Here is a 25669-nt window from a genome sequence, read left to right on the forward strand (position 1 = left end):
GGTATAATCCGTTTTCAGACTAAGCTATGTGCACTCTTAATCGACCAATTAGAATTCGACAAGGATTTTTGGGAATATTATTTTTTAATTGGTTCCCTTGTGACTTTTGCCACTTTGAGGACCGGTGGAAAATTCAATACTTATCAGGAACCACGTTGCACATAACAAGTTGATTTATAATTAATTGTTTGGGAAATTTAAAACTAGCATGGGCCAGTTATTAAAAGTTATTACCGAGGTTGAAGAGAAACTCTTAACTTATCTGGAAGATGAGTTAAGAGTTTTTCAATTAATTGGAATAGATATATGAAGCCGTTTCCTTTCATGGAGACCTTGATTCAATAAGTCTTATCAAGGAAAAAACCGTGTTAATATTCTCGAATCCGATTCGATAGTGAAATATTTTAAGAATATATTATTTACACTTTGATAATCCTCTAAAACAACAACTATATTACAGAGCTACTTTAGAAGGCACTTTTTTGCAAAACTATCAGTAGGAGATTCAAATTGTTACCGGATTGCCTCGAGTTGCACTTAGCGCAGGAAGGAAATTGATATAGGGATACTAAAGGGAGAGCCAGTTTGATCTTCATATAGTGAGCTATCATGGTTGTCCTGTGAAATTTATAGTCCTCTCTGTTTCATTTGTGCAGACATCAAAAGCTAGTCACATGATTTTTTTTGGGATATTGTAACGGGTAGCTATTCATATTTCAATCTAGATCGTAAAGGCTCTTTAGAGTATAGATTGTGGTTACTGTCATTAATGTAACTGAGAAATAAGGGTGTATTATTAGTTACCAACATTAATGTAATTCAAAATATTGATGAATTACCCGAAATTACTTGTAAGTATGGGATTTCTCAGTTACCAACTTTAATGTAACTAAACACATGAAATTATTAAGGGACAAATTGTACTAGAACTTGTAGACATCATGTCTACAAACTTGGATTATAAATTTTATGCACTGCATATAACTGAATAGTATTGATTTTTCATTTACATAAGTTTAATTTGAAAGGGAAAAGAGCAGGTAGAAAGAATGCTTGGCAAGCAGTTTGAAAGGGAATTTGTTCCATTTCTTAAAGAAAAATAGCGACAGTACCGATGTTGGCGTAGAATGACGCTTTCGTCGGTACCGTCAATTTTTTTAGGTTCAATGGGGATGATTATTTGCCCTTAAAAAAGAAAAGGAACATCTGGTGTGTGCTCTCATGATAATTTCTTTTTTTTTGGCTAAGACGGATTTAGTTTGATCGGTAGTCCGTTCCTATTCATCCTCATTTCTATATTAATTTCAGAAATATACATTGAAAATAACGCTTCGTATGGTTCTTTCTGTAAACATAATCTCTATTCTGGCCGATACATACATAAGATGGGCTATTGTTAAATATCCCCTCTTACTTTCGTATTTTGAAGTAAACTCTCATCCTTTTAAGAAGAAGGGACTACCTCTATGAACTATATGGACGAGCATATCCTAAGTCTCAAAAATAAGCTTAATCATGATGCAGCATCAATAACGTAAATACGAACCTATCTCAAGCTGATGTACCCGATCAGGACAACTCCGTTGCTGAACAAAACAGGGTGCTACGGATGGGTGATGAGCTGATCCCGTTGGAATGGAAAACGATTTTGGATGGACAAATGGCGGTTAGCATCCCCAAATTTTTTAGCCTGATGCCACTGGAGCAAGCCCGATTTAAATATCCCTCGGAACAACGTCCGCAGATCATTTATACCTCTTTGGACGGTACGGTGAACATCACCTTTAATCCGACAGAATCGGCTTTGGAGGTGGACGAGCTTCTCGAGTTTGTAGAACAAATGGCAGATGTATTGCGGTCTGTACAACCGATTCGTAACTGGATCGGTACGGAAATGATTGTGAATCCTTCCGGGCTGGCCATCGGGCTGATTCGTTTTGTGGCAGCAGGTGTGGACGTTAATCTGTACAACGAAATGCTGTTGTTTGTCCATGAGGGACAGGTGACGATGGGTACGTTTAACTGTATGGAATCGGACATGGAAGCGTGGTTGCCTGTGGCAGAAAATACAGTGCAATCGCTCCATATTGTTCCGTCACCTTCGGATTCCACATTTGAGAAAGGAGTGGCTTTCCTATGAGCCTCGGTTACGATCAAATTCAAATCTATCCCTTCGAGTTGGTTGAGCTGGAGCAGCTTACCCTCACAAAAAAATCAATGAGCATACCCGGCTCTATTTTACAGGAATTATCCCCGAGGATATGCAGGACAGCTATGTGGAAACAACGGAAAAGAACACCGCCATTCAGGTGAGCCAACGGGATGAATCGGGCGAAAGCAAGCCGCTCTTCAGCGGAATGGCTCTATCAGTCGAAGTTAAGGTCGTGCGGGACGTGTACTATCTGGAAGTGGAGGCAATCTCCCATACCTACAGGATGGATATCCTAAAGCGTACTCGCTCTTCAATATACCAAAATGACCATTCCTCAGATGCTGGAGCAGATTGGCAAGGACTACGAAGGGCTGGATGTGATTGATGGAGCGACAGGTGGAGAGCAAATCGGAAGGCTTGCCATCCAGTATCAGGAGACGGACTGGGCGTTCTTGAGACGTATAGCCTCCCGGTATCATACGAGCCTGATGCCTGTGGCTCGTTTTGACAGTCCTAAATTTTATTTTGGCATTGAGGATAGCCCTGCACAGGTCGTGCTGGATCATACCCGTTATACCGTGCGCAAGCAGATGCTGCCTTTCCGTTATTTTCAGGAAAATGAGCAGGCGATGGTGACAGAAAATGACTTTATTTTATATGAGGTAGAAACGGACGAGGTACTGGATTTGGGAGCTCAGATGGCCTTTCAGGGACACAGCTTGTATGTAGTGGAAGCCTATACCGAAAAGGGCTGCTGCGGCATCAATATGTGCTTGCCTCGTACAAAGGCTTACGGCAAAAAAGCTACTACCAGGAAAAGCTGGCGGGAGCCTCTTTAAGCGGTATGGTTGTGGACGTCCGCCAGGATCAGGTGCGCATCCATCTGGATTGCGATGAGAAGCAGGATGTAGATAAGGCACACTGGTTCAACTATTCGACGGTGTATAGTGCTGGGGGCCATACTGGCTGGTATGTGATGCCGGAAAAAGGTGATCCGGTTTCACTCTATTTTCCGGGCAGTCGTGAAGAAGATGGGATAGCGGGGAGGGCGGTTCGACGTGCAGGCAGAGGGGACGGACACAACAAGTTTTCCAATCCGCAGATGAAAATATGGCGAACACCCCATTTTATCAAGCTGGACGACAAGGAAGGCATTCATATCGTAAGCAGCAAGCAAGTAAGTATCTCAGCGGGTGGAAATTTGAGTCTATCTGCTGGGAAAACGATGAGTCTGTCCGCAGGCAGTGAGCTGCGTATGGATTGCAACGGCAGTCATATTCAATTGAGCGGATCAGTGGATATGAAGGGCAGTGAAGTGAAGTCGAATTAGGCTGTAGTGCGGCAGTATGATGATATGACATATGAAGAGCTTCAACTAGTGGAGGAATGCAAATGGAGAAGCCTATAGATGAGCTAAACCCGCAGCAGCAAGTCATCTTAAATCAGGCGTGGTTCCTGATCCGCAGAGACTGGGCGCTGAAGTTCAAAGCGAAGCAAGATCAGCGGATTCAAGCCTGTGTCGAGGAGTTTCGGGGATATTGCCGGGACATTCGGCAAGAGCAGCTTCAAGGAAGAAAAGAAAAGATCGGTTATATCACGTACTCCATGCTACGTACCACATGGTTGGAGGAGCGGCCTACCTATCTGGTGGAGGCAGCGAACGCTTTATGGGTACTTGATCCTGAACCGATCCGATTCGAATGGGATACAAGCTGGACATATTCCTATTGGACCGATTTGCAACAAAAATTGCGAAGGGAGGTAGAGAAGCAGCATGTTTCTCTACCGGAGCTTGAATGGGAGCAGGTCATGCTGGAGGCAGCGGTACATATTCATGTACTTGTTGTAAATATAATGCGGCTGGCGATGAAATATGCGGTGCACTTACCTGAATTTCAGGAGCTGGATCGGGAAGAAACATTTGAGATTCGTGTGGGGGAATATATGGACCACACTGTATCGGTGTATAAAGAAGATCGCAGAGCGTTGGAGGCGAGCGAAATCCGGTCGTGGCTGGAGGAACAAGAAGAGCATGCCTATAGCTATCAGGCGTTGGAGAAAATCCAGCTTTCGGACGGAGATTATAGTCAGTTGGATTTCCGCTATACGGCTTTTCGCCAAATCGAGATGGAACATAGTCGCTTGCATGGCTGTGTCTTGGTTGGAACGATGTGGCAGGAAAGTCAACTCGATGGAATCGACTTAACGTACAGCTTGCTTCATGGAGCCGATTTTAGCGGATGCTCGATGAAAGGGGCGATACTGGATGTCGTTATGGGTAACGCCGGATATGGCTCGGATGCTTCTTTAGATTGGGAGCCATTGGGTTTTGCTGGCGTAGATTTCACAGGGGCGAGTTTGCAGGGGGCCCGTTTTCAAGATGCACAGTTGCGAGGAGCCGTATTTCAAAATTCGTTACTACAAAGGGCGTTCTTGAACGGGGCGGATCTTACGGATGCCTGCTTTGCTGGAGCGGATGTGTCAGGTGCTTCCTTTAAAGGGGCTTGTTTGATCGGAACTGATTTTACGGACGCCAATGTACAAGGAGTCATATTTACCGATGCACAGCGTAGAGGAGCCATTGGATTGGAATGGGCAACTCTTGAGGCTTCCCTTTCATACAAAGAGCCGTCTGCGTCTGCACAGGCGAGGGATGCCGTTAGAAAAAGGGAGTGGCTGCATTGAGATATTTTCGACTGATGGTAGACGAGCGGGTAAAACATCGGGTGGAGCCTGCTGCGCTGACTCCTCTGCAAGTAGAAGACATCTTGACAGAGACCCAGGGACAGAAACAGCAGGATGATCCTCTTTTTCTGGCTGTACATACCGATTCACGAACAGTGTACCCGGACTTGTTGGAATTTCCTCTGCCGCTGGTGTCGGATCGGCTGAAAGCATTATTGGAAAAATATATGCCGGGACTGAAATGGAAAGCGGCCGTCCTTACTAATTTCCAGCAGGTCAGACAGGAGGTGTACTGGGTGCTTCGTCCGCCGATGGTGGACTGTTTGTCCGCACAAACGGAATGGTACCCCAATGATACGTTGAAGCATTTAGTGCTCAAACCGGGAGATATCCCATCGTCCGTTTTTCGGATTGTGGGATTGATCGAACCTCATATCTATATCGATTTGGCTGTGGCAGAAAGTCTGCTGCGTCGATCTTTTACAGGCATTCGAGTACAAAGAATCGAGATGGAGCACTAAGGAGGAAGGAGTAAGGTGGGAGAAGCCCAAGTGAAACCAGGAACGAGTGCAAAAAAGAGCTATGTCGTGGCAGGAGCAATTTTAAGCTGTAGTTATGGCACGCAGCCTACCCGTTTGAAACGACCTTTTAGCCCTGGGGTCTACGTGAAAAACAAAGCGCAAATGAACATTGGAGATTACGTGCCTAGAGTGAACATTCAGTCTTTTGGGAATTGCTCCAGTCTTCTAAATCCAGCCGTACAGGCTAGTGAGATGGTGGACATCTATGGCGTGAAGAAGGCTCCGTGTGTTCCGGTCCTGACCATGCCGTGGCTGAACGGGAAAAGTGACGTGAAGATCGAGGGCAGCCCGCCTTGACACAGAACTGTACCCATCAATGTCTGTATTGTGGTCATATCCGAATTGAAAATGACGGGCAGGAGCTGGATTAAGGGCCTGTTTCAAAGCCGTTGGGTTTCGGAAGCGGCCTCGCGGCTTTAAGCCGCCTGAAAGGAGACATGAACTCACTTGAGTGTATTACAAAACGGAATCGGGTATGAAAGCCTGCGTTTTTACGGTTCCTTTCAGCCTCAACATATAGAGAAGCTTCAAATTACAAGAGCCATCAACGATCATGCATATTTGATGGTAAGTGGCATGCTGTCGGAAGAACAGGGAGCCGCGTGTATTGGGCAGAACATGGAGGAGGAGCCGATTGTCATCCGCCAATTGGATGAGCAGGGACAGTCGATAAGACGATTGTTCCATGGGATTGTTAGACGTATGTCGGTGCATTGCAGGCGAGGGGTGTATACCTTTGAACTGGAGGCAGCTTCACATTCGTATCAGATGGATATCAAGCTGAAAAAGCGATCCTATCAGGATATTCATCGTACCTATGATGATCTGGTCACAACAATGGTTCGAAAATACCAGTATGGAGATGCCATTGATACCGTCACGAACTATGCCAAACTAGACACTTTTGTTTTACAATATGAGGAGACAGATTGGGCGTTTTTAAAGCGCCTTGCCTCTCGCTTTGGGTCGGTGCTGGTGCCGGAGATCACCGCAGCTTCGCCCAAGGTTTTTTTCGGGATGCCGGAAGGCAAACCGTACAGGGTGGAACGGGATGTATTTTACCGGGTACGGAAAACGTTTCATGAGTTGGACGAGGGAAAGCCGGGAAAACGTGCAGGCTCGTATGTGACTTACGTGATCGAAAGCCTGCAATACTATGCGCTAGGAGATCTCATTACGTTACCGATTGGATCAGGAAAAGAACTGGTTGTCGTTCGGGCGGTGACACGGTTAGAGGATGGCTTGTTGCTCACTCGTTACGATCTCCAGGCCGAACAGGATATCCGCTATGCCCGTTATGAAAACGATAAGGTTACGGGCATTACACTTACGGGTAGTGTGTTAAAGGTACAGCAAGACTTTGTACAGCTCCAGCTAGATATCGATCCCAAACAAGACCCAGCTAAAGCATGCTGGTTTCCGGTGGTCACTCGTTATGTAGCGGAAGAACACAGCGGCTGGTATGATATGCCGGAGATCGGGGAGCGTGTGGAGCTTTACTTGCCGACGAGCCGGGAACATGAAGCGTATGTGACGGATTCGCTACGGCAGCAGCGACACGCAACGGGGCAGCCAGACGTCAAAGTATGGAGACATGCGCAAGGAAGTGGCGTGGACATGTCGGAGCAAGAGCTAACTCTGTCCACCTCGGGGGCATTTTCCATTACACTCCATGAAGGGAGTGGTATAACCGTCAGCAGTCCGGGAAATGTGCAGATTCAAGGCGGTCATGTGAAGCTGGATGCAGGTCAGGAGCTGTCACTTGAGGCGGGAAGTGCATTGTATCTAAAGGGCGGAGCCAGCAGTATGGTGCTGGATGGTGAAACGGATGTTAAAGCCCCAGTGATTGATCAAGAGGGTACGGTGAAGGCTCCAGTGTTCGTCATGGATCTTCCTCCCGTGCCGGAACCGCCGCTGATGAGTATTAAGGCATATGAAGCAGCACAATCCGAAGCAGCGAAGGTTTCATCCAACAGCACAGCAAAGCCCCCGACCGCGAAAATCACGAGCCCGGCAGCTCAAAAACAAGCCGATGCGATGCTGGGTACGGTGTCCAAGCTGTTAGGCTCCATTCCGGTGATGGGAGTAGTGGCGGGAGTTGCGATGGGAGCAGCAGCGCTAATCGGACCTATGGGAATAGCAGCGGGTTCGATTCTGCTCGCAACCGCAGCTATTCCTGTTCGTAGCACAGGAACGAGTCGTGCTGGAGGCGGAGGTGCTAAAGGTGGGTTGCACCCGCTGAAATATTTGGCTGGTTTAGCACTGGAAGGACTCATCAGTCAGTACGAGCACGAGAAAGCCAGGGATGCCTATTATAGCAAGTGGATACTGGGGAAGGTGTTTACGAGTGCACGTGAATTAGGGTTACCCACATCAATGGAGGATATAGTACCCTATATACGGCGGCTTGCAAATGAAGTGGGGGAGGCATACCAACAGATTCCTGCGGATTTGAGACAACGCTGGAAGGTGAATTCCGAAAATTACATGGCCCAACAGTCGAAGCCAAAGGAAGAAGAAAAAGAGCAATCATGGTGGGATCTTATGACGGCAGGCCAGCTCCAGAATGCCGAAAATGAAGCCATTATGGCGAAGCAGATGGCGAACGAGTTGGAGTATACGGCAGATGTGAGTGGAGAAGTGGTATTAGGAGCAGGAGCAGCGGTTGTAACAAATTACTCGTTTGGAATAATGAATAAGGAATATGCTTCAGATCATCCGAAGGCGCGTAAAACAGGTGAAGTGATCGGACATGCCTTGACAACTGTAGCCGGAGTCGTAGAAATGGCTGGTGCTGTGGGGGAAGGATTCTTAGGTGGTTTGGTAACGACCACGGGAGTAGGGGCACCTGTAGGCGTCCTTGCTATGGCACAATCTGCCCTTTTGGGAGCACATGGGGCAGCGGTAACGTATACCGGAGCATCCAATAGTGTGGAAAGTACTAAGGATCTTTATCGAATGTTTAAAAGCGAGGGGCCAAGTAGCTCAGCGCCGTCTAAACCCTCTAGTGCGAAGTCAGGCAAGAGTGAAGGCACACCTTCCTCGGAGAAACCAAGTAAACCAAACGAAAAGCTTCCTGAAACTAAAACTACTGGTGAAGTTGGAAAAAATGTAGTTACTGCAGGTAATAATTTCAAAAAGCATTTTCTCAAACACAAAACACTTTTAGAAAAGAAGCTAGGTACAAAATATCCTAAACTCGAAGCAGATGGGCCTAGATTTTTGCAGGATATTCAAAAAAATATTGATAATGGGACATTTGAATTTGTTGGTAAGGGGACAATAAATAGAGATTCTGGAGTACTTAACATATATAGGGGAGAGGGGCTGACAGTGGTAACAAAGCCTAATGGTGAATGGGTCACGCTTCTTGAACAAGGTAAGGCAATGGACCTGAATATAGTTTTTGTCCCATAAAAATTGGAGGGTATTATATTATGTTAGAAAAAATGAAAGAACTGATAGGGTATAATTCAATAGATGATATCCATTTAACTGGTGTTGTACATGTGGAAGAGGATGGGGTTTCTGAATTTGTTGCTAATACGAATTTTGTATACTTTGAGTTTGGTGATCAGTTTATTGAACTTGAAGCAATAGATGGTTATGGTAGACTTCGTATCACAATAGTTGATTCCTTCAAATATGAAAATGATATTGAAGATATGACTCCTAGTAAAGCTAAGATCGGTGATTTTATATTCACGAACCCATTAGCAACTAATGAAGTGAGTTGTATGATATTTTTCAATTTGGAGATGGAGCATGATGCGTTAATATGTGATGTTTTGCATATTAAATTGATTAACGGGCAGGATTTATTTATTGATCCCTCATTTCTCGGGATTAATATAGGTGGTATAGAACAGAAGCATTTTTGGGAAGAAAACTTTGTGGAGAGAGTCCTGCCAAGAGTGGGGGCTTACCCAAAAGAAACTTGTATTGAATTTAATCATTAAAGACGGTGGAATTGTTTTGCATCAATATGAGTTAGCCGCATGATGGTATCTTTTTTATGTAACGTACGTTATTTAAGTAGGCCCAGTTTTGACCAATTCAGGTCGAAGCTTGTTAGTGTTTCTAATGGACACATGTGATAAATAGCAAAAGAGAAGCTAGATAGATGCGTGTTCTACCTCCTTTTTCCATTAAGAGTAAGAATGACGGGACTCTCTCCATTTCTACAGAAAGAAAGCGACGATACTGACTTTGGCTTAGTTTGACGCTTTCGTCGGTATCGTCGCTTTTTGAGATTAAAAAGGGGATGGTTATTTGTCCTTAAACAAAAAAAAGGGTCATCTTGTGTTGTATTCTGCATGAATATGATACGTTGCTATGACGTATGGATCGGCTACACTAAGTTGGACAGAAAAAATAAGGGCTTGTAGAATAAGGTTTTGGGGAAACCTTAACAGGGTTCGACTCCCTTCGTCTCCATACTAAAAGCCCTCTCATAGGGCGGATTTTTTTCATTGTTAGTATTAAGACTGTAGACATCTTATAGACCAAAGATGGTAAGATACAATCATAAATATGAATTAAGGAGAATTCAGTGTGAGGTTTTGGTCTGAAGAAGAAAAGGAAAATGTTAATGTAGTTTTTGACACTAAACTAAAGTCTAAACGCAAATACAGATATTATTTTGAATATGCTTGGAGCGAGTCTTCCTTAAATAAAATAACTACTTTAATAATGCTCAATCCTAGTAAAACCGACGAAGATGTTGTTGATCCGACAATTGATAAATGTATTAATGCTATCCATAGACACTTAAATTGCAAAGCTGTAATTATTGTGAATTTATATCCCTGGATAACCCCTAAACCAACTGAGTTATTTAAGCTCAATTACAAACAGATTAGTGGTGGGAATAAGAATAACATGGAGATAATTGAAAAATCTATAGCTAAATCAGATTATGCAATTTTAGCGTGGGGTAAAGATGGGGAGAAATTTCATATGAATCATAAGGTTTTACGTCTTCTAGAACAACAAAAAGAAAAAGAAATTATGTGCTTTGGAGAAACAAAATTCGGTCACCCAGTCCATCCAGGACGCTTGCCAGATAGTATGTTGATACCCCAACCGTTTAAGTTGAAGTGATTTAATGTTAAAGACTACATAAAAATGTATCGATTTGGTTGAAAGCGCTTATTATGATTGGTTTTTTTGATATGGAAAAAGACTTTGGTTTGATAGGTTTGAAAAAAATAGGGTATAAAGTATGGTTTTTTAGAACTAATTTATACTATTCAGTGTTATACTCAATCATATAACATACAAATCGTACCATTCTGGGTGAATTTTTATTAAGGTGGAATAGAACTATGAGAGATGGATATCGAAAGCTAAGAGAAGAGTTTGTGGAAAATTTAAGGAAAGACTTGATTGGTCCTTATGAAGAAAATGAAGTGCTTTATGAGAGTCCTACATCAAGTTACATCATGGGAAGGCTAAGTCCTATTACAGAAAATGTGATAATTGATGAAGTAGATGATAGTTTCTTTGAAGAAAATCAAGAAGAAGATGACGATAATGAGTTTGAATCTATAGAACTTTCAGAGGAGCTATATCCAAGTAAAAATAAACAGAGTTCTGCAGGATTGAAAGTATTTTTACCAAAGGAAACAGATGTAATATTGGCGAAAATAAGATGGGCTGATTATATAGTGCAAGAAACGAATGGGGAAGAATCAAACTCTCGTAAATATAAAAGAGTACCTAAAGAATTCGTAAGAATAATAAACATTACAAATGGAAATATTGAAGGTGAATTGTTAGAGAAAGATGTATATATAAGTTGGATAACTCATAGGTTGCATAATAATAATAAAATGATCTCGATTTACGTTGAAAATAGAAGAAGACAAGAAGAAATTAATGATCCTACTAAGCATGTTTATCAAATTGAACTAATATTAGAATCTACCGATAATACATAGGTGTTTTTATCCGAATCTCTTGCATATTCTAAGACCGAGGAAGAGGATTATTTTTATAATAAAAAGCCTATTTTCTCTAGAGGATATGGATGTGCTGCTGTATGGGAAGATGTAATTGGTCATACGGCAAAAAGAATATTAACAAGTTTTGTTCCATCCAAGGAGATCAATGGAGTAGATGCTGAGATTTCTAAATTCAGTGGTTATTTTTCAATGTTAAAATACTCAGAGAGCGATAATAAGGAAGAAATTATAAGGGAGTTGCTTGATCTCCTAGGAGACTACAAGATTTGGATTGAGAGACTAAAATCACACGAGTATATGAAGGACCCAGCATACAAGGACATTGGAGATAATAAAATAAAAATCTGCGAAGAGAACTTATCTAGAATGTCAGAGGGGGTTAATATACTCCAAACTAATGATAAGGCATTTTATGCATTTATTTATATGAATAAGTCATTACATTTATCTAGAAGCATGGGAGAGTATTCGAAAAGTACAGAGGAAAATAAAAAATTTAATTATTACAAATATAATCATTCTTTTTGGAGACCTTTTCAAATTGGTTTTGTTCTTCTTAATATTCAAGGGATTGTTTATCCAGAAACACCTGACCGTAATATTTTAGATTTGCTATATTTTCCTACTGGCGGTGGTAAGACTGAAGCCTATTTGGGTGTTATTGCTTTCCTACTCTTTCATAGAAGAATTACTAAAGAAAATTCTGCTGAGTTTGAGAAGGATGGTGGTGTTACAGTAATTGTTAGGTATACACTTAGACTTCTAACAACTCAACAAAGAGATCGGATGTTAAGACTAATCTCTGCATGTGAGATGTTAAGAAATGAAAATACTATGTCTTTCGGAGATAAAGAATTTTCAATAGGATTCTGGGTAGGGAGCACTGTTACGGTAAACAAGTATGCAGATTTAGTTGAAAGTAAATTCAATCAGTCCTATAAAATTGAAAACAAAATAAAAAACTTGAAAGGACAGATACTTAAATGTCCATGCTGTGGTTCAAAACTTGATAATGCATCTTATAAACTTGACATAATTAATAAGAAATTTGAAGTTTTTTGCTCAAACAACGATTGTTATTTCAATAATACCCATATTCCTGTCTATTTGATAGATGAAGACATTTACAAAAAAACGCCTACTGTAATAATTGGCACTGTTGATAAATTTGCTAGAATTACTTTTGAAGAGAAGACAAATCTGTTGTTTGGAAAAAGAAAAATGGAGTGTCCAGATTGCGGAAGTATGTTGGATGCAGAATCTATTAAAAGTTGTACTGACAAAGGCCATAAAATAGGAGACAAACAAAAACAAGCCCAACCATTTTATCCACCAGAACTTATATTACAAGATGAACTTCATCTAATTACAGGACCGCTAGGAACTATTTACGGTAGTTATGAAATGGCTATCGACGAGTTGTCGAAAGTATATGAAAACAAAAAAGTGATTCTTCCTAAGTACATCGCTTCAACAGCAACAATAAAAAATGCTGATAAGCAAATCACTTCTTTATATGCTAGATCAATGTTTAATCAATTTCCTTCTAATGGCCACGATTCTGACGACTCTTATTTCTCGCTTGAAAAAAGTATAAGCGAGCATCCATTTAGAGAATACATAGGAATCAGCTCGCCATATACATCTATGAAAACAACCATTTCACGGGTATATGCTGTTTTACTACAAACAGCGGAAAGATACAAAAACGATCCTACTTATAAGGATTTCATTGATCCTTTTTGGACGTTGGTCGGTTATTACAACAGTAAGAGAGAACTAGGAGGAGCTGTGAGATTAATACAAGATGACATTCCGGCTAGAGCTCTTATATTAAAACAGAGAAATGGTGATAAGTGGGCTAGAAATAGTTTAGTCTACGATGAAATAACCTCACGAAAGAACTCAAGGGAGATTCCTAAAGTTTTGGAAAGATTAGAAACTTCTTTCAACGGAGATGGGTATCCCTATGACGTCGTAGTGGCGACTAACATGATACAAGTAGGTATGGATGTTGAAAGGTTAGGGTTAATGGCGGTAACAGGACAGCCGAAAACAACAGCAGAATATATACAGGCTACTTCTAGAATAGGAAGGAAGACACCTGGCCTAGTGGTAACTATTTATAATGCATATAGATCGAGAGATTTATCGCATTATGAAAACTTCACAACCTATCATTCTCATTTGTATAGGTATGTTGAAGGTAATTCAGCCACGCCTTTCTCTGCAAGATCTAGGGAAAGAAGTTTGCATGCAGCGTTAATAGCAATTTTAAGAGGGAGGTTTGATGAATTAAGGGACAATAAAATTGGCGCTAGAGCTATTGAACGATTAAGTCAAGAAGATATAAATGAAGTTCTCCGTATAGTTAAAGATAGAGTTACAATAGTTGATCATAATAACTGGGAAAAAACATTAGAAGATATTAGATATTTCTATGACGAGTGGATTAACTTGGCTAGAAAACACAAAAATTTATATTATCATGTGTCTTCGTTTAATAGAGGATATAAAATGAAAACCGTCCACCGTTTATTAAAAGTGTTTGGAGAAAACGGTGTTAACCATGAAAAATCAACATTGAATAGCATGAGGAACGTACAAAAAGAAGTAGGGCTTTATTTATGGGAGGAATAAAGGTGGATATCGGAGAACTCAGTCAAAGTCAAATTATTACAACATTCGGTCCTGGTTCAATAATAGATGCAAAGTTAGACTCTGTTGTACCACTCGACATAAGTTATTGGTATAACATTGGAGAAAAAAATGGTAAGAAAATATATTTTAATAAGCTTGCATCTTACCTGAATGTTAAGTATTTTATGGAACCCAAGCAGGGGAAGTCCTCAATACCAGTTATCATTTTTCCTGACTGGCATGTTTGTTCGAAAGACGCGTGCAGCCTTTCATTATTTGAAACAAAATAAGCAACTTGATTTTTATTACGCTTATCTAAGAGGCGAGATAGATCAAGATAAACTCTATAGTGAAGTAGATGCTAGGATTATAAATTCTGTGATGAATATGGAAATCTCAGATTCAACTATTGATGAAATCTTCAAAATCATTGACGATAATCTTGTAAGTAATGGGATAAATTCAATTGATGTTCTTATAGGAGGACCACCTTGTCAAGCATATTCGTTGGTTGGTAGGGCTCGTGACCCATACAAAAAAGAAAATGATCCACGAAACTATCTTTATCAACAGTATGTTAAATTTCTTAGAAAATATGAGCCAAAGTTATTTTTATTTGAGAATGTCCCTGGTATTTTAACTGCTGGAAAAGGACATTTATTTGAAGATGTACAGAGGATTATGAATGAGGCTGGATATAATATTGAAGCAAAAGTTCTTGACGCAAGTTTTTTCGGTGTGTTACAAAAAAGAAGACGTGTTATCTTAGTTGGATGGAAAAAGGGCAGTGATCTCTTTTATCCTAAATTCAATAAAGTAACCCATAATTTTTCAGTAAACGATTTGTTGTCTGATTTGCCAGCACTTAATCCGGGCGAAACTAGAGATTATCACTATAAATCTTCTCCCAGTAGATATCTTATAGATTTCGGTATTCGTGATGATACTGATATTTTAGTGCAGCATATTAGTAGAAATCACAACAGTCGGGATAGGGATATATATAAATCAGCGATTGAGAAATGGAACAAAGAAAAAAAACGGTTGAAGTATACTGATGTACCCGAGGCTAAAAGAACTCATAAAAACGTTACTTCTTTCTTAGACCGTTTTAAAGTGGTAGCCGGTGATATTGGCTATTCACATACTATGGTTGCACATATAGCAAAAGACGGGCATTACTATATTCACCCAGACATTAATCAATTACGTTCTTTGTCCGTAAGAGAAGCAGCTAGAATTCAATCCTTCCCTGATAACTTCTTTTTTGAAGGGCCGAGAACAGCGGTGTTTACGCAAATCGGAAATGCAGTTCCACCTCTTATGGCAGAAAGTCTTGCCAAAAAAATAAATTTATTATTGCAAGGCAAACTTCCCAGACAAATTGAGTTAATTATATGAAACGTTAATTGGTAAGTTTCGGATATACATTGTGGTTCGAGGGCCATTAAGAAGGGTATCTTGAGAATTCTCAAGATACCCTGTTTTATTTGTTTTGAATGAAAGGAGAAAATTATTATGAGTATAGTTGATGGAGAAATAATGAGTTTATTATCACAAGCTTTAATGAAAGAGGCGAACAGTAGAATTATATATTGACAATTAAGTAATTTCCCTACTTTGCTAAATTTAATGGATACATTCGAATCAGAACTTAGTAATATTGCTGGTATAGATACCGAACGAGCAAAATAAATTATTTTATAAATTTAGGTGATGATGTTTGGAATCATGGTGGAGAAATTGATTATGTTAAAAATTCTAGCCGTATAGATAAGTACACTTTCTACAAATAATGAGTATTATTCAACTAGAAAAGGAATAATGTTGTATGTTAAAAAAAAGCAGTTAATGCGATACTCTTTGCAGTGATTTTCTTTGTAACAGCAGATCAGACTAATGCTGCTCTTCCTAAGTACTTGTTTAATCTTATTCTTAAAGTAAACAATGTTGAAGTCACATCTGATGCAAATCCTTATATCGAACGAACAACAAATACAACGTATGTTCCAATTAGATTTGTATCAGAGAATTTTGGAGGGAAGTAAGTTGGAATAGAGGAAAACAGGAGGTTACAATCCGTTCCGAAAAGGTAATACGTAAGTCTGACTATTAGAAGTAAAGTGGCGTATGTAAACGATAAAGAAAAGTTGATGCCTAGTTCACCTGTTATGCCAGTATTGCCTAACCGTGTTATGGTGCTTCTCAGATTTGTTTCAGAGGTTATGGGCGCTACTGTCGACAGTACCAAAAAGGATGAGACTTTGTGTATAAACATTACTAAGCCTAATTAATTATATTGCTCCTGTATTTGAAACGTCAGGTATAAAAATGGATAAACAAATGATAAGTTAACAGGGTAATCTCAATTAATAGGAAGGCAATTTTATTAAATGTCCCGTCCGTTTCTGTAGACGAATAATAGACCGGAGCCTCAATACTTTCTAAAATATTATAAAGTTCATTAATGTCGAATAACGAACTGATTTCCCTCAATGCCTTACCCCGTAAGACTTGAAGGAGAATGATGACTTTATTTAATTCAAGTTAAAAAATGAGGGACAGGGGTTCGACTCACCTTACTCCATATTCAGTACCAGACGGACACCATTTGGTGTACTTTTTTCTCGTTCGTACTACCACCTCAGGCTCTAGGGTTTTGTCTTATCTGACGTCGAATGGGACAGATTTCTAATGAGGTACATGGTAGTACCTCTGAATGCAGTAGCCCCGTCGCTAGATTTCCTTCGGGTCAGTCTGTTTGTCTTCTTTTGTCTTTCTCAGTCGAAGACAAGTCAGCGCTTCCCGCCTAACAGTGCGGCTAGGGCTTCTTCATCGTCTTAGTTGTCCCTGTTCTCAAGTATTGTTTTGGTTAAATCATCTGTTGCTCCAATACAATTGTTTCTTGTATACCAAATAAAATCCCTGTCACTCGAATATACATATCTTTGAGAGTCGCTAGCGGTATAGCTGTTCATGATTGCAATAGCCTAGCTTCAGGCGAAAGGTACTGAGTTGGCAATTCTTCTTCGAATCTTCCAAGCAACAAGACATTCTTGCTTAGCGGTGACATCAGTTTTTCTTAATCCAAAGCCCGGCCCCCAAATCGTTTCTTGAGGTATTGTACAGTGCAAATTCACGGGAGAATCAGATCAAATGAAATATCCGGTCTGTTCATCCGCCAGAAGAACAGACCATTTTCGTTCCAGAAGCAAAGGAATGATGGTATTTAGAGAAGTCATCATATTGTTTAAATGGATATGGTTATGGAACGAAATTGTGTATTGGGAGTTGGTGTTTACGAGTTCTTTCATTTCCTCATATATTGTTGAGTTATCTACTTCATTACCGGATTCAATCATCTTTGTACGGTAGGACTCGTAATGTTCAGGACTCTGGAAAATCATCTGCATCCACACCTGCATCGCATCACTCATTGCTTCATCAAAAACTTCACGCCTTGAAGGAACTCTGCATGCCAACAAAGCTATGAAGTTGATAAGAATGACATAGTCATCCCCTTCAGGCATTGTTTGGTTCTGAATCAGATTTTTGATTATGGGTCCTCCCATAGTCTCAAATTGAGCAAGAGCCTTCTCAAAATCATCGGATTCACCGTCTGGAACTTCAACACGGTAAAAATTGTTCTGATTATGCCACGTTTCGAGGTTTAGCTCCCCATTGATTTACCGTAGTCTGATCAAACACCCAGAAAAGACTATCCTTTGCTCCTAAATTGGTGAAACCGGCCAGATAAAACTGCGGCAAGAAATGATGTTTACGCGCGGTTTGTTTGCCATACATAACACCTCGTTACATTATGTTTTCATACCAAGTTCTTTAAAAGGCTGTATTGGTAGTAAATTTACACAAAATCTATTGACTTTGTCTCTCTACCTCGAAGTTTCTTTATTTTACTATGTCTAGGGTTCTTCATTCTATATAAAGTAATATGAGAAGAACATAGTATCTGAAATGTAATACAACTCCTATATGAAGAGAACGACAATTCCTTTGACAGTGAGTTCACGTTATGGGAATATGGGTGCATCTCGTTTCAGAATATTGAATGTTTATCGTCCGAGTTTTAAAAGGGAAATCATTTTTTTAAACGTAATACTTGTTGTCTGACTTTATTTCGTTGTGATTCATATTGTTCTGTCACTTCGTGATGATGTCTTTTTTGCTCGTTGTGATTCCTGTTTTTAAAGCTTTCTATGGCTTTACTGATTTCAGAACGGTAGCCATCTGGATCAAGTTGTTTTTTCATCTCATTCTTTCCCCAAGACTCTCCATCTAACCAAGCCATTTGAAGTTGCACAGCGACTTCATCCGCAAGTGCTTCGGTTGGAAGCTCTATAATTAATTTTTCAACGACCCCATCTCTTAACACCACACAGTACCTATTGTTTTCAACTATTGAATAGTACAATAATAGTTCCTCCTTTTAGAATGTTGTTTATCGCACGAAAATCTCAATAAAAGACAAAATTCAATATGATAGCTGATTTTATGCAATTAAAGTGTTAAATACATTCTTGTGGTGAATCATCCAATATTATTGCCATTCGGAGATTCTAATATTTAATGAATATAAAAAATCCTATTGTCAATAAATAGAGACGTAAGCTAAAGGGAGAACAATGATGCCCCTAAAATCGGATTCTTTAAAAAATGTATGATTATGCTTCGGTGACATCCAGTTTCAGCATGTTAAATTATACTTGTTCTAAAGCGATACGAGAAGGTTGGTTTGAGATTGCCCAACATAATGGGGCATGAAACGTTTGTATTAGGTAGAACCCAAAAGGATATGAAATCTATTTATACTTGACAGAGTGTGTGGAGGGAGAAGATTGCAGGGGTCTTCAGGGTTTAGACCAAGAGATTTATTTGCAAAGTTCACCTTATGAAGTTGGCAAACAGATGATGGAATAAATAACGGATTCTTTTTTTTGGTTATGATTTGATTTCTACGGAGACATTGTACTTTAGGAGGATGAAAGGTGTATCTAGTTTAGCTTCAATTATTTATTCTGAAGGGAGAATTCAAAAGCTAAAAAAGGTGCCTTGCATCCTGAATATCAGGGGAGGACTGGATTAGAGAGCAAACATAGGAAAGCAATGGTTGTTGGAATGTCTACTAAAGTGCACATCTATCAGGAATATTAAGATCGTCCGTAAAAGGAAGTGTGATCGAACATTTGGATAGTGGATTTGTTTACGAAAGGAGTATTCACGAGATCCAGAAATCAATGTATCATCAAGGAGCTTCTAAGTTGTTGGACTACATCCACTGATTAAAGCTATCATCATTATGGAGCAATTGAATGTTTCTGGTTTAAGCCGTTCGGGCTCTGTTAATTATGAAAAGGTAATGTAGTTTGCAGCAAAAAGATACTTTAATAAAACTGAAATTGATCAATACCGCGAAGCTAAAAATATATCTACCGGATACAATTACACTGTGCTCTATAAGAAAATAAAAGGCATGAATTTTTAAAAGATAAGTAAGAATATTGTCTGAATTGAGTCCGTATCGTTAAATTACTTTAGATATTCTGAGGAAATAAAGATAAACGTGTTTAATTCAAGCTATATGTGGTTAATAACCGCCATAAGACGCTTTGAAACAACAATTAAAAATAACACTAACAAGACGACACTGCAGAAAATATGTAGTGTCGTTTTTTTAGAGGTTACATGTGAAAATCTCTATTCTTAATTTTATTTATGAGAAGATAAAAATAGATCAGCTAATTAATTCGTTTCCCGAAAGGAGAAGGAGATATATTTCCAAAGAGGAAAACCGCATTTTCAGCACGGTGTTTCTTGTCGAGCAACCATATCTGATAACGGACTGTGGGCCAGAAGTCAAACTTAGCATTGGTTTTTATATCGATTATTATAGCCGAGTGATTTACGCTTTGGAGGTTGGTAATATTGATTACCAGGAAGGTAGGTTTTCTTCATGGAATCTTTGATGTGGAATAATAAAAACTGGCTACAAGAAGACCAAGAATTCTCACCAAAACGGAGAGTAGATAATAAAATCAGCTGGCAAAGGCCTCACATCATCGGAAGTTTTCACAGTAGAAAGATGAAGCGTACTGTCGAGTACCACTCATTGAATGAGTGTTTATTTTATTATTTTCTAGAGGTGGATGTTTCAACATTATATTACTATGTTCAACCCATTGAAGTCCCCATTCCATGTAAAACAAAAAAATTAGAGGGGGAATTTTGGTTACATGTGCCTGATGTTCTGGTATTTCGAAATGGTTGTCCTCCTTTGTTATATCAGATAAAAGAGGCACCAGACGACCCTAGTAAAACGTTTCAGCAATGCAATGAGTTTTGTGAGAAGTTTGCTGCCCATAAGGGCTGGAACTATGATGTGATTTATCCTAAAATTTTGCCGCAAACAGTGCTAAACAATATACAAATGCTTCAAGGCCATCTTCGGGAGCGCAGACTATATCCATCAATTAGAAAGGATGTCATGTTCAAGATGATGATGAATGGTCCCGTGTCAATTGAAGAATTATCTTGTAGCTTTCCTTCGTATTCTTCAGCTGATATAAAACCATTTTTGTACCACCTGATTGCAACAGGAGAGGTGGAAACAAATATGAATATAGTCATTTCTCAACATACCGTAATCGAGCTAAATGTAGCTACGACCGCCCATCCCTTAAATGAGTTATATCAAATAGCTTTTGGTAATCGAATATGAAGATTACTTTGAATGTGAATGAAGAAATCCACTTCATGGGAAGGAAGCATAGATTAATTGCTATTAAGGGGAGTCATGTTGTACTGCAGCGTTCGGATGGAGATAATGAAACCTTTAAATATAGTCTTGAAAAACTTGTTTCCGATTCGACCTTTCGGGGTGGGAAAACGATCGCTCGTGTCGAACAGAGAAAGTATGAATCCATACTTGAAAAGTTACCTGAGCATAAGCGCGAAGAAGTATCGTGGAAGTACGAATTAATCCGTCCCATATTACTTCTTTCCAGAATCAAGCAAAATGATATGAAAGCACTGCTTGAGTTTTCAGATAAATACCTAAAAACATACGTGAACAAAAACGAGAACATTACAAAGTTGTCTCAAGAGGAGCTGGCTACAAGAATATTAGTGAACAGCAAGAACGAAGGGAAAAAACTGGCACGTTCAACGCTCATGAGGTATGTGAAGGCTTACCGCGATGGAATGAAACAGGGTGTACCCATGGCATTGGAGTGTTTTGTTAAAGCTACAGATATTAATTACATACAGAGAAAAGACACAATAGCTATTGAGATCTGTAGCCCACGACACCCTGAAGTTGTGGTCGATGTTGTCTATACCAAGTATGCAGATGAATACCACTCCATTATTAAAGAAACGATTGAGAAAGATTATTTAAACACTAGACGTCTTAAAGCTAGTGCGATATTTCGCATTATGGAGGCTAAATGTACAAAAAGTGGTTTGAAACCGATTCCCGAAATTACAGTTCGTTCTCTTTTAAAACAGTTAAGTCCAAAGACGGTTGCAATTTTTAGAGACGGAAAGAAGGGAATTGAGTCTTACAGCACAACGCAACGTGGGTATTCGGAAACCGCAGCCCAGTATCCTCTACATATGGTACAGATCGACCATACGAGATTGGATATTATTGTGGTTGATGAAAAGACAGGTTTGGCTATTGGTAGACCTGTTATCACGCTGGGCATTGATGTTTTTACAAGGATGATCTGGTGCATGCATTTGTCATTTGATGAGCCGTCAGCCAATAAAGTTCGAAAAGCGATTGAACATGGTATATTCCCTAAGGGGGCCAAAGAACGCTATGGCACGACCAATGAATGGTCTATATTTGGTATCCCTTCAGTCATTTTCTTAGATAACGGTTCAGACTTTACAAGTGTGAACGTTAAAAGAATGATAAACGAAACGCTTGAATCGGAAGTCCGCTATCGTCCTAGAAAAACTCCCCATTATGGTGGAGTAATTGAACGACTGATGGGCTCAATCAACACACAGATTATTCACAACCTCCCAGGTTCCACAGGTTCTAATGTCATGGACAAAGGTGATCGGGATCCAGTTAAAGAAGCGAAACTTACACTAGCTGAATTGGAGAAGATCGTAGCCAAGTATATCGTTGACATCTACCATTTTGAAAAACATAGGGGCTTGCCGGATGACTGCAACGTTCCTATCCTCAAGTATGAAGATGGTGTGGACATTTATGGTAATCCACCTATTGTAGAACCTCAACTAAGAGAATTTTACCACATCGAATTGTTACCAACCGAGCTTAAACCCTATACCCGCAAAGATGGAATCACAATGGATCATATCCATTATAGGGCCGATCATTTGGCACACCTTGTGAATAAGAGGGAGGTCAAATATAAAATTAAATACGATGATGATGATATATCACATATATTTATTCAATTACCTGACTCGAAAGAATATGTTGAAGTGGTTGCTTCCTCTCCTCCTCCAGAGGTGCTTCAAGATATAAACCGCTATACCTGGAATAAAATCAAAGACAACCTTCGGAAAACAGGTTATCTAAAACGGAAAAATCGATTGGATAATGAGACAGTTCAAAAAGCCAAAGAAGAATTACAGGATTTAATTGCTAATTCTTACAAACCAAAACTTACTGCGCGAAAAATGAATGAACGAATGGGGGGGGAAATAGCGATCTCTTTAACGAATAATTTAATCTTAGAAGGAAACAACGATTTGGATGAATTACTATTGGGGGCTAAAGCCATTTTTGCCGAGATGGAGGATATAAAATGAAAAATATAGTAGAACAAAAGGAAACTCAATCTTTAGCCTATAGAGTTGCGAATCTACATGTTCGTTTTCCGAAAATTGAACAAGTATGGTATGTACTCGACTCCATCCGAACTCAAAACAAGTTTAAACAAGGTACAACACAGTATGGTAAGCGGCATATATCTGTTATCGGTCCCTCTGGAGTTGGAAAGTCGCAAGCATTATTAAAATATGAAGAGCTCAACATGGGATACACCGAGGTGAGTCCAGATAACTCTAAAGAAGTTGATATTAAGCCAGTTGTATATATGGAGTTGCCAGATCCCTTCACCATTAAAGAGCTATATCAGCAGATCTCCTATGCTTTGGGTTTTCCAGAAATGCCACGACGCATATCTATTGGTGATGCACAACGTCAGGCATTTCATTTGCTTATGGAACAAAAAGTAGAAGTACTTATTTTAGATGAGATGGACTATATTCTTACCTCCAATGTCCCTCATAAAGCAGCCATGAATGCACTCAAGAAAATAGCCAATAAAGCAAACATCACTCTTGTACTGGCAGGAACTCCTGAAGTGGAGACTCTACTAAAAATAAACTTTCAGAACTATCGACGGTACCCTAAATTGTACATTAACCGGTTTGAAAGGTGTGATGAAGAGTGGTGCCGATTACTGTCAAGAATAGAGGAAAGTCTGGCACCTGAAAAACCTATAGGTTTGGGGGACCCTGCGACAAAACTGCCACAGATTTTACACACCATGAGTTCTGGATTGATGGGGATCCTCACGCCCGTACTTCAAGAAATGTACAGCCTCCTTGGTGTATTCGACGGAGAATATGCGGATGTAACGTTCACATCAGAAACGATAGAAGTACTCAGGAGAGCTTATCAGAATATAAATGGTGATTTACCAATAGAAGAGTTTAAAACGATGTTGGCTAAAGGCTATTAATATATGCTTTCTGGGAAATAATGATAGTATCATTATTTTCCGGAAGGTGATTTTTCTTGAAAACTAAAGGTAACTGTGCACTTCCCTCTAGAACTTTTTATATTGAAGGAGAGTCTCTGTTTAGTTATCTCCTACGAACTGCCGAAAACAATGGAGTTACATTGATTTTATTGATGAATATGATTAGAAAAAATGAGAAGTACTTACTTCACGCAGGAGATATTCGTAGGATTGATTACTATCCTGAAAGTGTATTTAATATTGAAAAGTTATCTAAACTTACAGGCATCAGTCAATCTGATGTGAACAAAGGTAGCTTCACGAATGTTGTAAATACCTTTGGATATTCTACAAATGGAGAGCAAGCTCGTTTTACAAACGATATGATACGTGCAACTCTTCATTTCTGCCCTCAATGCTTGAAAGAAAATCGAGGTTACGATTTGTTATGGAAGGTAGAAGGAATTGATTCTTGTCAAAAACACAATCAAAGGCTCGTAAATAAGTGCAGTTACTGTAATCATCGGATAAATTATAACGAGATTACGAGCTTGAGACGCTGTCCCCACTGCGATCAACTTTTAACAGACATACCAGCAGAGCCTACACATGAGGGAAATAGTATAGCACGTCAGAAATCCGTACGAACCAATATGAATCAACTTATCTACGGGGATAAGTTGCATTTTGAAGTTCAGAGTCTTGCGCAGAAATTGTTATTTTTGTTAAATGATTCTCAGTCTATGTATCATCCTGAAATAGTTAAAAAGTCATTGGATGGATACACTTTAGCCCACCTTCTCCAATACGCACGAAATACTATTAAAGCCAAAAAGATTTTAAAACTAAATTTTGTATTCAACGTTCTATACAAGAATAAGGTATGTATAAACGACCTGTACAAAATGAAAATACCTCCAGAATTCTTAGAGTCATTATTAAAGGATACATCTACTCAGTGGACTCGAGGGCATATGTGCATAGCCCCATGGTGTAAACAAAAAGATCAACCAGGTAGCCTTGTATCTACAAACACTAAACATACCCATAAGTCAGGCAAAGGTTTGTCCCATTATTTAATTTGTAAAGAATGCTTCTGTGAGTATGCTTTTAATCAGGAGAAGAAATTAATTGAACGAACCAGTTTTATTGCTGTGTATGATGTTTTGACCAAGCGTGATATAAGCAATATGAGTTGGTTGGATAAAAAGAAATGTTTCTTTATGAATAAAGAGCGTATTAGGCGAGGAGTGGCATATTTTAATGTAAGGCAAATCTTATTGGAGAAAACGGCTAAAGCTCAATATGAAGTCAACGAATTATTGTTAGAAATGTTCATATCAGCGTTGAAACAAGGACAAGATATAGCCCAAATCCGATTTTGGCCGAAATGGAATGGGTATGGCCAATATCTTTTGCACCGATACCATCCAGCAGTGATGAGAGAATTATTTAATAGAAGATATAATAAAGAGAAAATGATATTCAGTGATCATACCTTTGAACATGAAGTTCAATTTATATGTGAACAACTAATTGTCTTGGATATTTCTATTACTCTACCTAATGTATCTAAAGAGTTAGGAATCTCCACATCCACCCTCTATAAAAGAGGTGGAGCAAGGGTAGTGCATAATCATAAAGAGATTCAATTGAAACGAAGAAGAGAACATTTGTTCTTGAATATATCAAAAAAAGCAATTTCATATATCGGTGAATGTTCAGAACATGTTTATTCGCAAAAACTATACGCTTTTCTTGGTATAAGGCACGGTTACCTAAAAAAAGTTATACCAGAGCTAGTTGAGCAAATTGAAGAATGGCGGGAGGAGCGTAACAGCGAGATACAAAGGTCAGGGGATTTGGTTTTCTCAATAAACATTCCAGATTATTAAA

The 25669-nt window shown here is 39.4% G+C and carries 18 protein-coding genes and 3 pseudogenes; 18 read left to right on the forward strand and 3 right to left on the reverse strand.

Annotated features, from left to right (window positions below; translation table 11 throughout):
- Positions 1 to 1466: 1466 nt before the first annotated feature.
- The 14 genes and pseudogenes from WA407_RS15120 (at position 1467) to WA407_RS15185 (ending at position 16318) form a co-directional block, all read left to right on the forward strand.
- A pseudogene (locus WA407_RS15120) lies at positions 1467 to 2140 on the forward strand (hypothetical protein).
- Positions 2137 to 3482: pseudogene (locus tag WA407_RS15125) on the forward strand (phage baseplate assembly protein V). Before WA407_RS15120 ends, WA407_RS15125 begins: the two co-directional pseudogenes overlap by 4 nt.
- A 62-nt stretch (positions 3483 to 3544) precedes the next feature.
- Positions 3545 to 4837 carry a pentapeptide repeat-containing protein gene (locus WA407_RS15130; protein ID WP_209940410.1) on the forward strand — a complete coding sequence of 431 codons (1293 nt, stop codon included), beginning with the start codon at positions 3545 to 3547 and terminating at the stop codon, positions 4835 to 4837.
- Between the two features lie 14 nt (positions 4838 to 4851).
- The gene (locus WA407_RS15135) at positions 4852 to 5358 is read left to right on the forward strand and encodes a hypothetical protein (protein ID WP_336077824.1); all 507 of its coding nucleotides are present in this window, start codon (positions 4852 to 4854) and stop codon (positions 5356 to 5358) included.
- Positions 5359 to 5373: 15 nt separating this feature from the next.
- A pseudogene (locus WA407_RS15140) lies at positions 5374 to 5789 on the forward strand (DUF4280 domain-containing protein).
- Between the two features lie 76 nt (positions 5790 to 5865).
- The gene (locus WA407_RS15145; RefSeq protein WP_336077682.1) at positions 5866 to 8835 is read left to right on the forward strand and encodes a contractile injection system protein, VgrG/Pvc8 family; all 2970 of its coding nucleotides are present in this window, start codon (positions 5866 to 5868) and stop codon (positions 8833 to 8835) included.
- Between the two features lie 20 nt (positions 8836 to 8855).
- Entirely contained in the window at positions 8856 to 9377 is a 522-nt protein-coding gene (locus WA407_RS15150; RefSeq protein WP_209940409.1) for a hypothetical protein, read from the forward strand.
- Positions 9378 to 9972: 595 nt separating this feature from the next.
- Positions 9973 to 10521: a DUF1643 domain-containing protein gene (locus WA407_RS15155; RefSeq protein WP_209940408.1), complete on the forward strand. Its 549-nt coding sequence runs from the start codon at positions 9973 to 9975 to the stop codon at positions 10519 to 10521.
- A gap of 224 nt (positions 10522 to 10745) precedes the next feature.
- Entirely contained in the window at positions 10746 to 11360 is a 615-nt protein-coding gene (locus tag WA407_RS15160) for a hypothetical protein (protein WP_336077683.1), read from the forward strand.
- Positions 11361 to 14024 carry a DISARM system helicase DrmA gene (gene drmA, locus WA407_RS15165; protein WP_336077684.1) on the forward strand — a complete coding sequence of 888 codons (2664 nt, stop codon included), beginning with the start codon at positions 11361 to 11363 and terminating at the stop codon, positions 14022 to 14024.
- A 2-nt stretch (positions 14025 to 14026) separates the two neighbouring features.
- The gene (locus WA407_RS15170; RefSeq protein ID WP_336077685.1) at positions 14027 to 14314 is read left to right on the forward strand and encodes a hypothetical protein; all 288 of its coding nucleotides are present in this window, start codon (positions 14027 to 14029) and stop codon (positions 14312 to 14314) included.
- Positions 14301 to 15425 (forward strand): DNA cytosine methyltransferase, encoded by a 1125-nt coding sequence (locus WA407_RS15175; RefSeq protein ID WP_336077686.1) that lies wholly within the window; start codon positions 14301 to 14303, stop codon positions 15423 to 15425. The genes WA407_RS15170 and WA407_RS15175 overlap by 14 nt, the downstream gene beginning before the upstream one ends.
- A 467-nt stretch (positions 15426 to 15892) precedes the next feature.
- Positions 15893 to 16072: a stalk domain-containing protein gene (locus tag WA407_RS15180; protein ID WP_336077687.1), complete on the forward strand. Its 180-nt coding sequence runs from the start codon at positions 15893 to 15895 to the stop codon at positions 16070 to 16072.
- Positions 16073 to 16135: 63 nt separating this feature from the next.
- Positions 16136 to 16318 (forward strand): stalk domain-containing protein, encoded by a 183-nt coding sequence (locus tag WA407_RS15185; protein ID WP_336077825.1) that lies wholly within the window; start codon positions 16136 to 16138, stop codon positions 16316 to 16318.
- Between the two features lie 858 nt (positions 16319 to 17176).
- Here the strand turns inward: WA407_RS15185 and WA407_RS15190 are convergent.
- The 3 genes from WA407_RS15190 to WA407_RS15200 all read right to left on the reverse strand — a co-directional run bounded on the left by WA407_RS15190 (position 17177) and on the right by WA407_RS15200 (position 18456).
- Complete coding sequence (locus tag WA407_RS15190) at positions 17177 to 17710, reverse strand: DUF4238 domain-containing protein (RefSeq protein WP_336077826.1); 534 nt, start codon at positions 17708 to 17710, stop codon at positions 17177 to 17179.
- Positions 17676 to 17828, reverse strand: a complete 153-nt coding sequence (locus WA407_RS15195; RefSeq protein ID WP_336077688.1) for a hypothetical protein — start codon at positions 17826 to 17828, stop codon at positions 17676 to 17678. The genes WA407_RS15190 and WA407_RS15195 overlap by 35 nt, the downstream gene beginning before the upstream one ends.
- Before the next feature lie 295 nt (positions 17829 to 18123).
- Positions 18124 to 18456, reverse strand: coding sequence for a hypothetical protein (locus WA407_RS15200; RefSeq protein ID WP_209940402.1), 333 nt, complete (start codon positions 18454 to 18456; stop codon positions 18124 to 18126).
- Between the two features lie 1539 nt (positions 18457 to 19995).
- On the opposite strand from WA407_RS15200, the gene WA407_RS15205 reads away from it, so the two are divergent.
- From WA407_RS15205 to WA407_RS15220, 4 genes are read left to right on the forward strand one after another with little or no spacing between them, the layout of a single operon-like run.
- On the forward strand, positions 19996 to 20760 hold the full coding sequence (locus tag WA407_RS15205) for a hypothetical protein (protein ID WP_336077689.1): 765 nt from the start codon (positions 19996 to 19998) through the stop codon (positions 20758 to 20760).
- Entirely contained in the window at positions 20757 to 22835 is a 2079-nt protein-coding gene (locus WA407_RS15210; protein ID WP_336077690.1) for a Mu transposase C-terminal domain-containing protein, read from the forward strand. The genes WA407_RS15205 and WA407_RS15210 overlap by 4 nt, the downstream gene beginning before the upstream one ends.
- A complete protein-coding gene (locus WA407_RS15215; protein ID WP_209940399.1) occupies positions 22832 to 23773 on the forward strand; it encodes a TniB family NTP-binding protein in 942 nt (313 codons plus the stop codon). The genes WA407_RS15210 and WA407_RS15215 overlap by 4 nt, the downstream gene beginning before the upstream one ends.
- 56 nt (positions 23774 to 23829) lie before the next feature.
- Positions 23830 to 25668: a TniQ family protein gene (locus WA407_RS15220; protein WP_209940398.1), complete on the forward strand. Its 1839-nt coding sequence runs from the start codon at positions 23830 to 23832 to the stop codon at positions 25666 to 25668.
- Position 25669 lies beyond the last annotated feature (1 nt).

The sequence above is a fragment of the Paenibacillus sp. 203 genome (genome assembly GCF_037027525.1).
GTDB classification, from domain to species: Bacteria; Bacillota; Bacilli; order Paenibacillales; family Paenibacillaceae; genus Paenibacillus; species Paenibacillus polymyxa_B.

Bases quoted from the DNA above. Each gene is read 5' to 3' on its own strand.
- WA407_RS15210 (WP_336077690.1), top strand. From the start codon at position 20,757: ATGAAGATTACTTTGAATGTGAATGAAGAAATCCACTTCATGGGAAGG.
- WA407_RS15205 (WP_336077689.1), top strand. From the start codon at position 19,996: ATGGAATCTTTGATGTGGAATAATAAAAACTGGCTACAAGAAGACCAA.
- WA407_RS15130 (WP_209940410.1), top strand. From the start codon at position 3,545: ATGGAGAAGCCTATAGATGAGCTAAACCCGCAGCAGCAAGTCATCTTA.
- WA407_RS15160 (WP_336077683.1), top strand. From the start codon at position 10,746: ATGAGAGATGGATATCGAAAGCTAAGAGAAGAGTTTGTGGAAAATTTA.
- WA407_RS15135 (WP_336077824.1), top strand. From the start codon at position 4,852: ATGGTAGACGAGCGGGTAAAACATCGGGTGGAGCCTGCTGCGCTGACT.
- WA407_RS15195 (WP_336077688.1), bottom strand. From the start codon at position 17,828: ATGTATGGCAAACAAACCGCGCGTAAACATCATTTCTTGCCGCAGTTT.
- WA407_RS15215 (WP_209940399.1), top strand. From the start codon at position 22,832: ATGAAAAATATAGTAGAACAAAAGGAAACTCAATCTTTAGCCTATAGA.
- WA407_RS15150 (WP_209940409.1), top strand. From the start codon at position 8,856: ATGTTAGAAAAAATGAAAGAACTGATAGGGTATAATTCAATAGATGAT.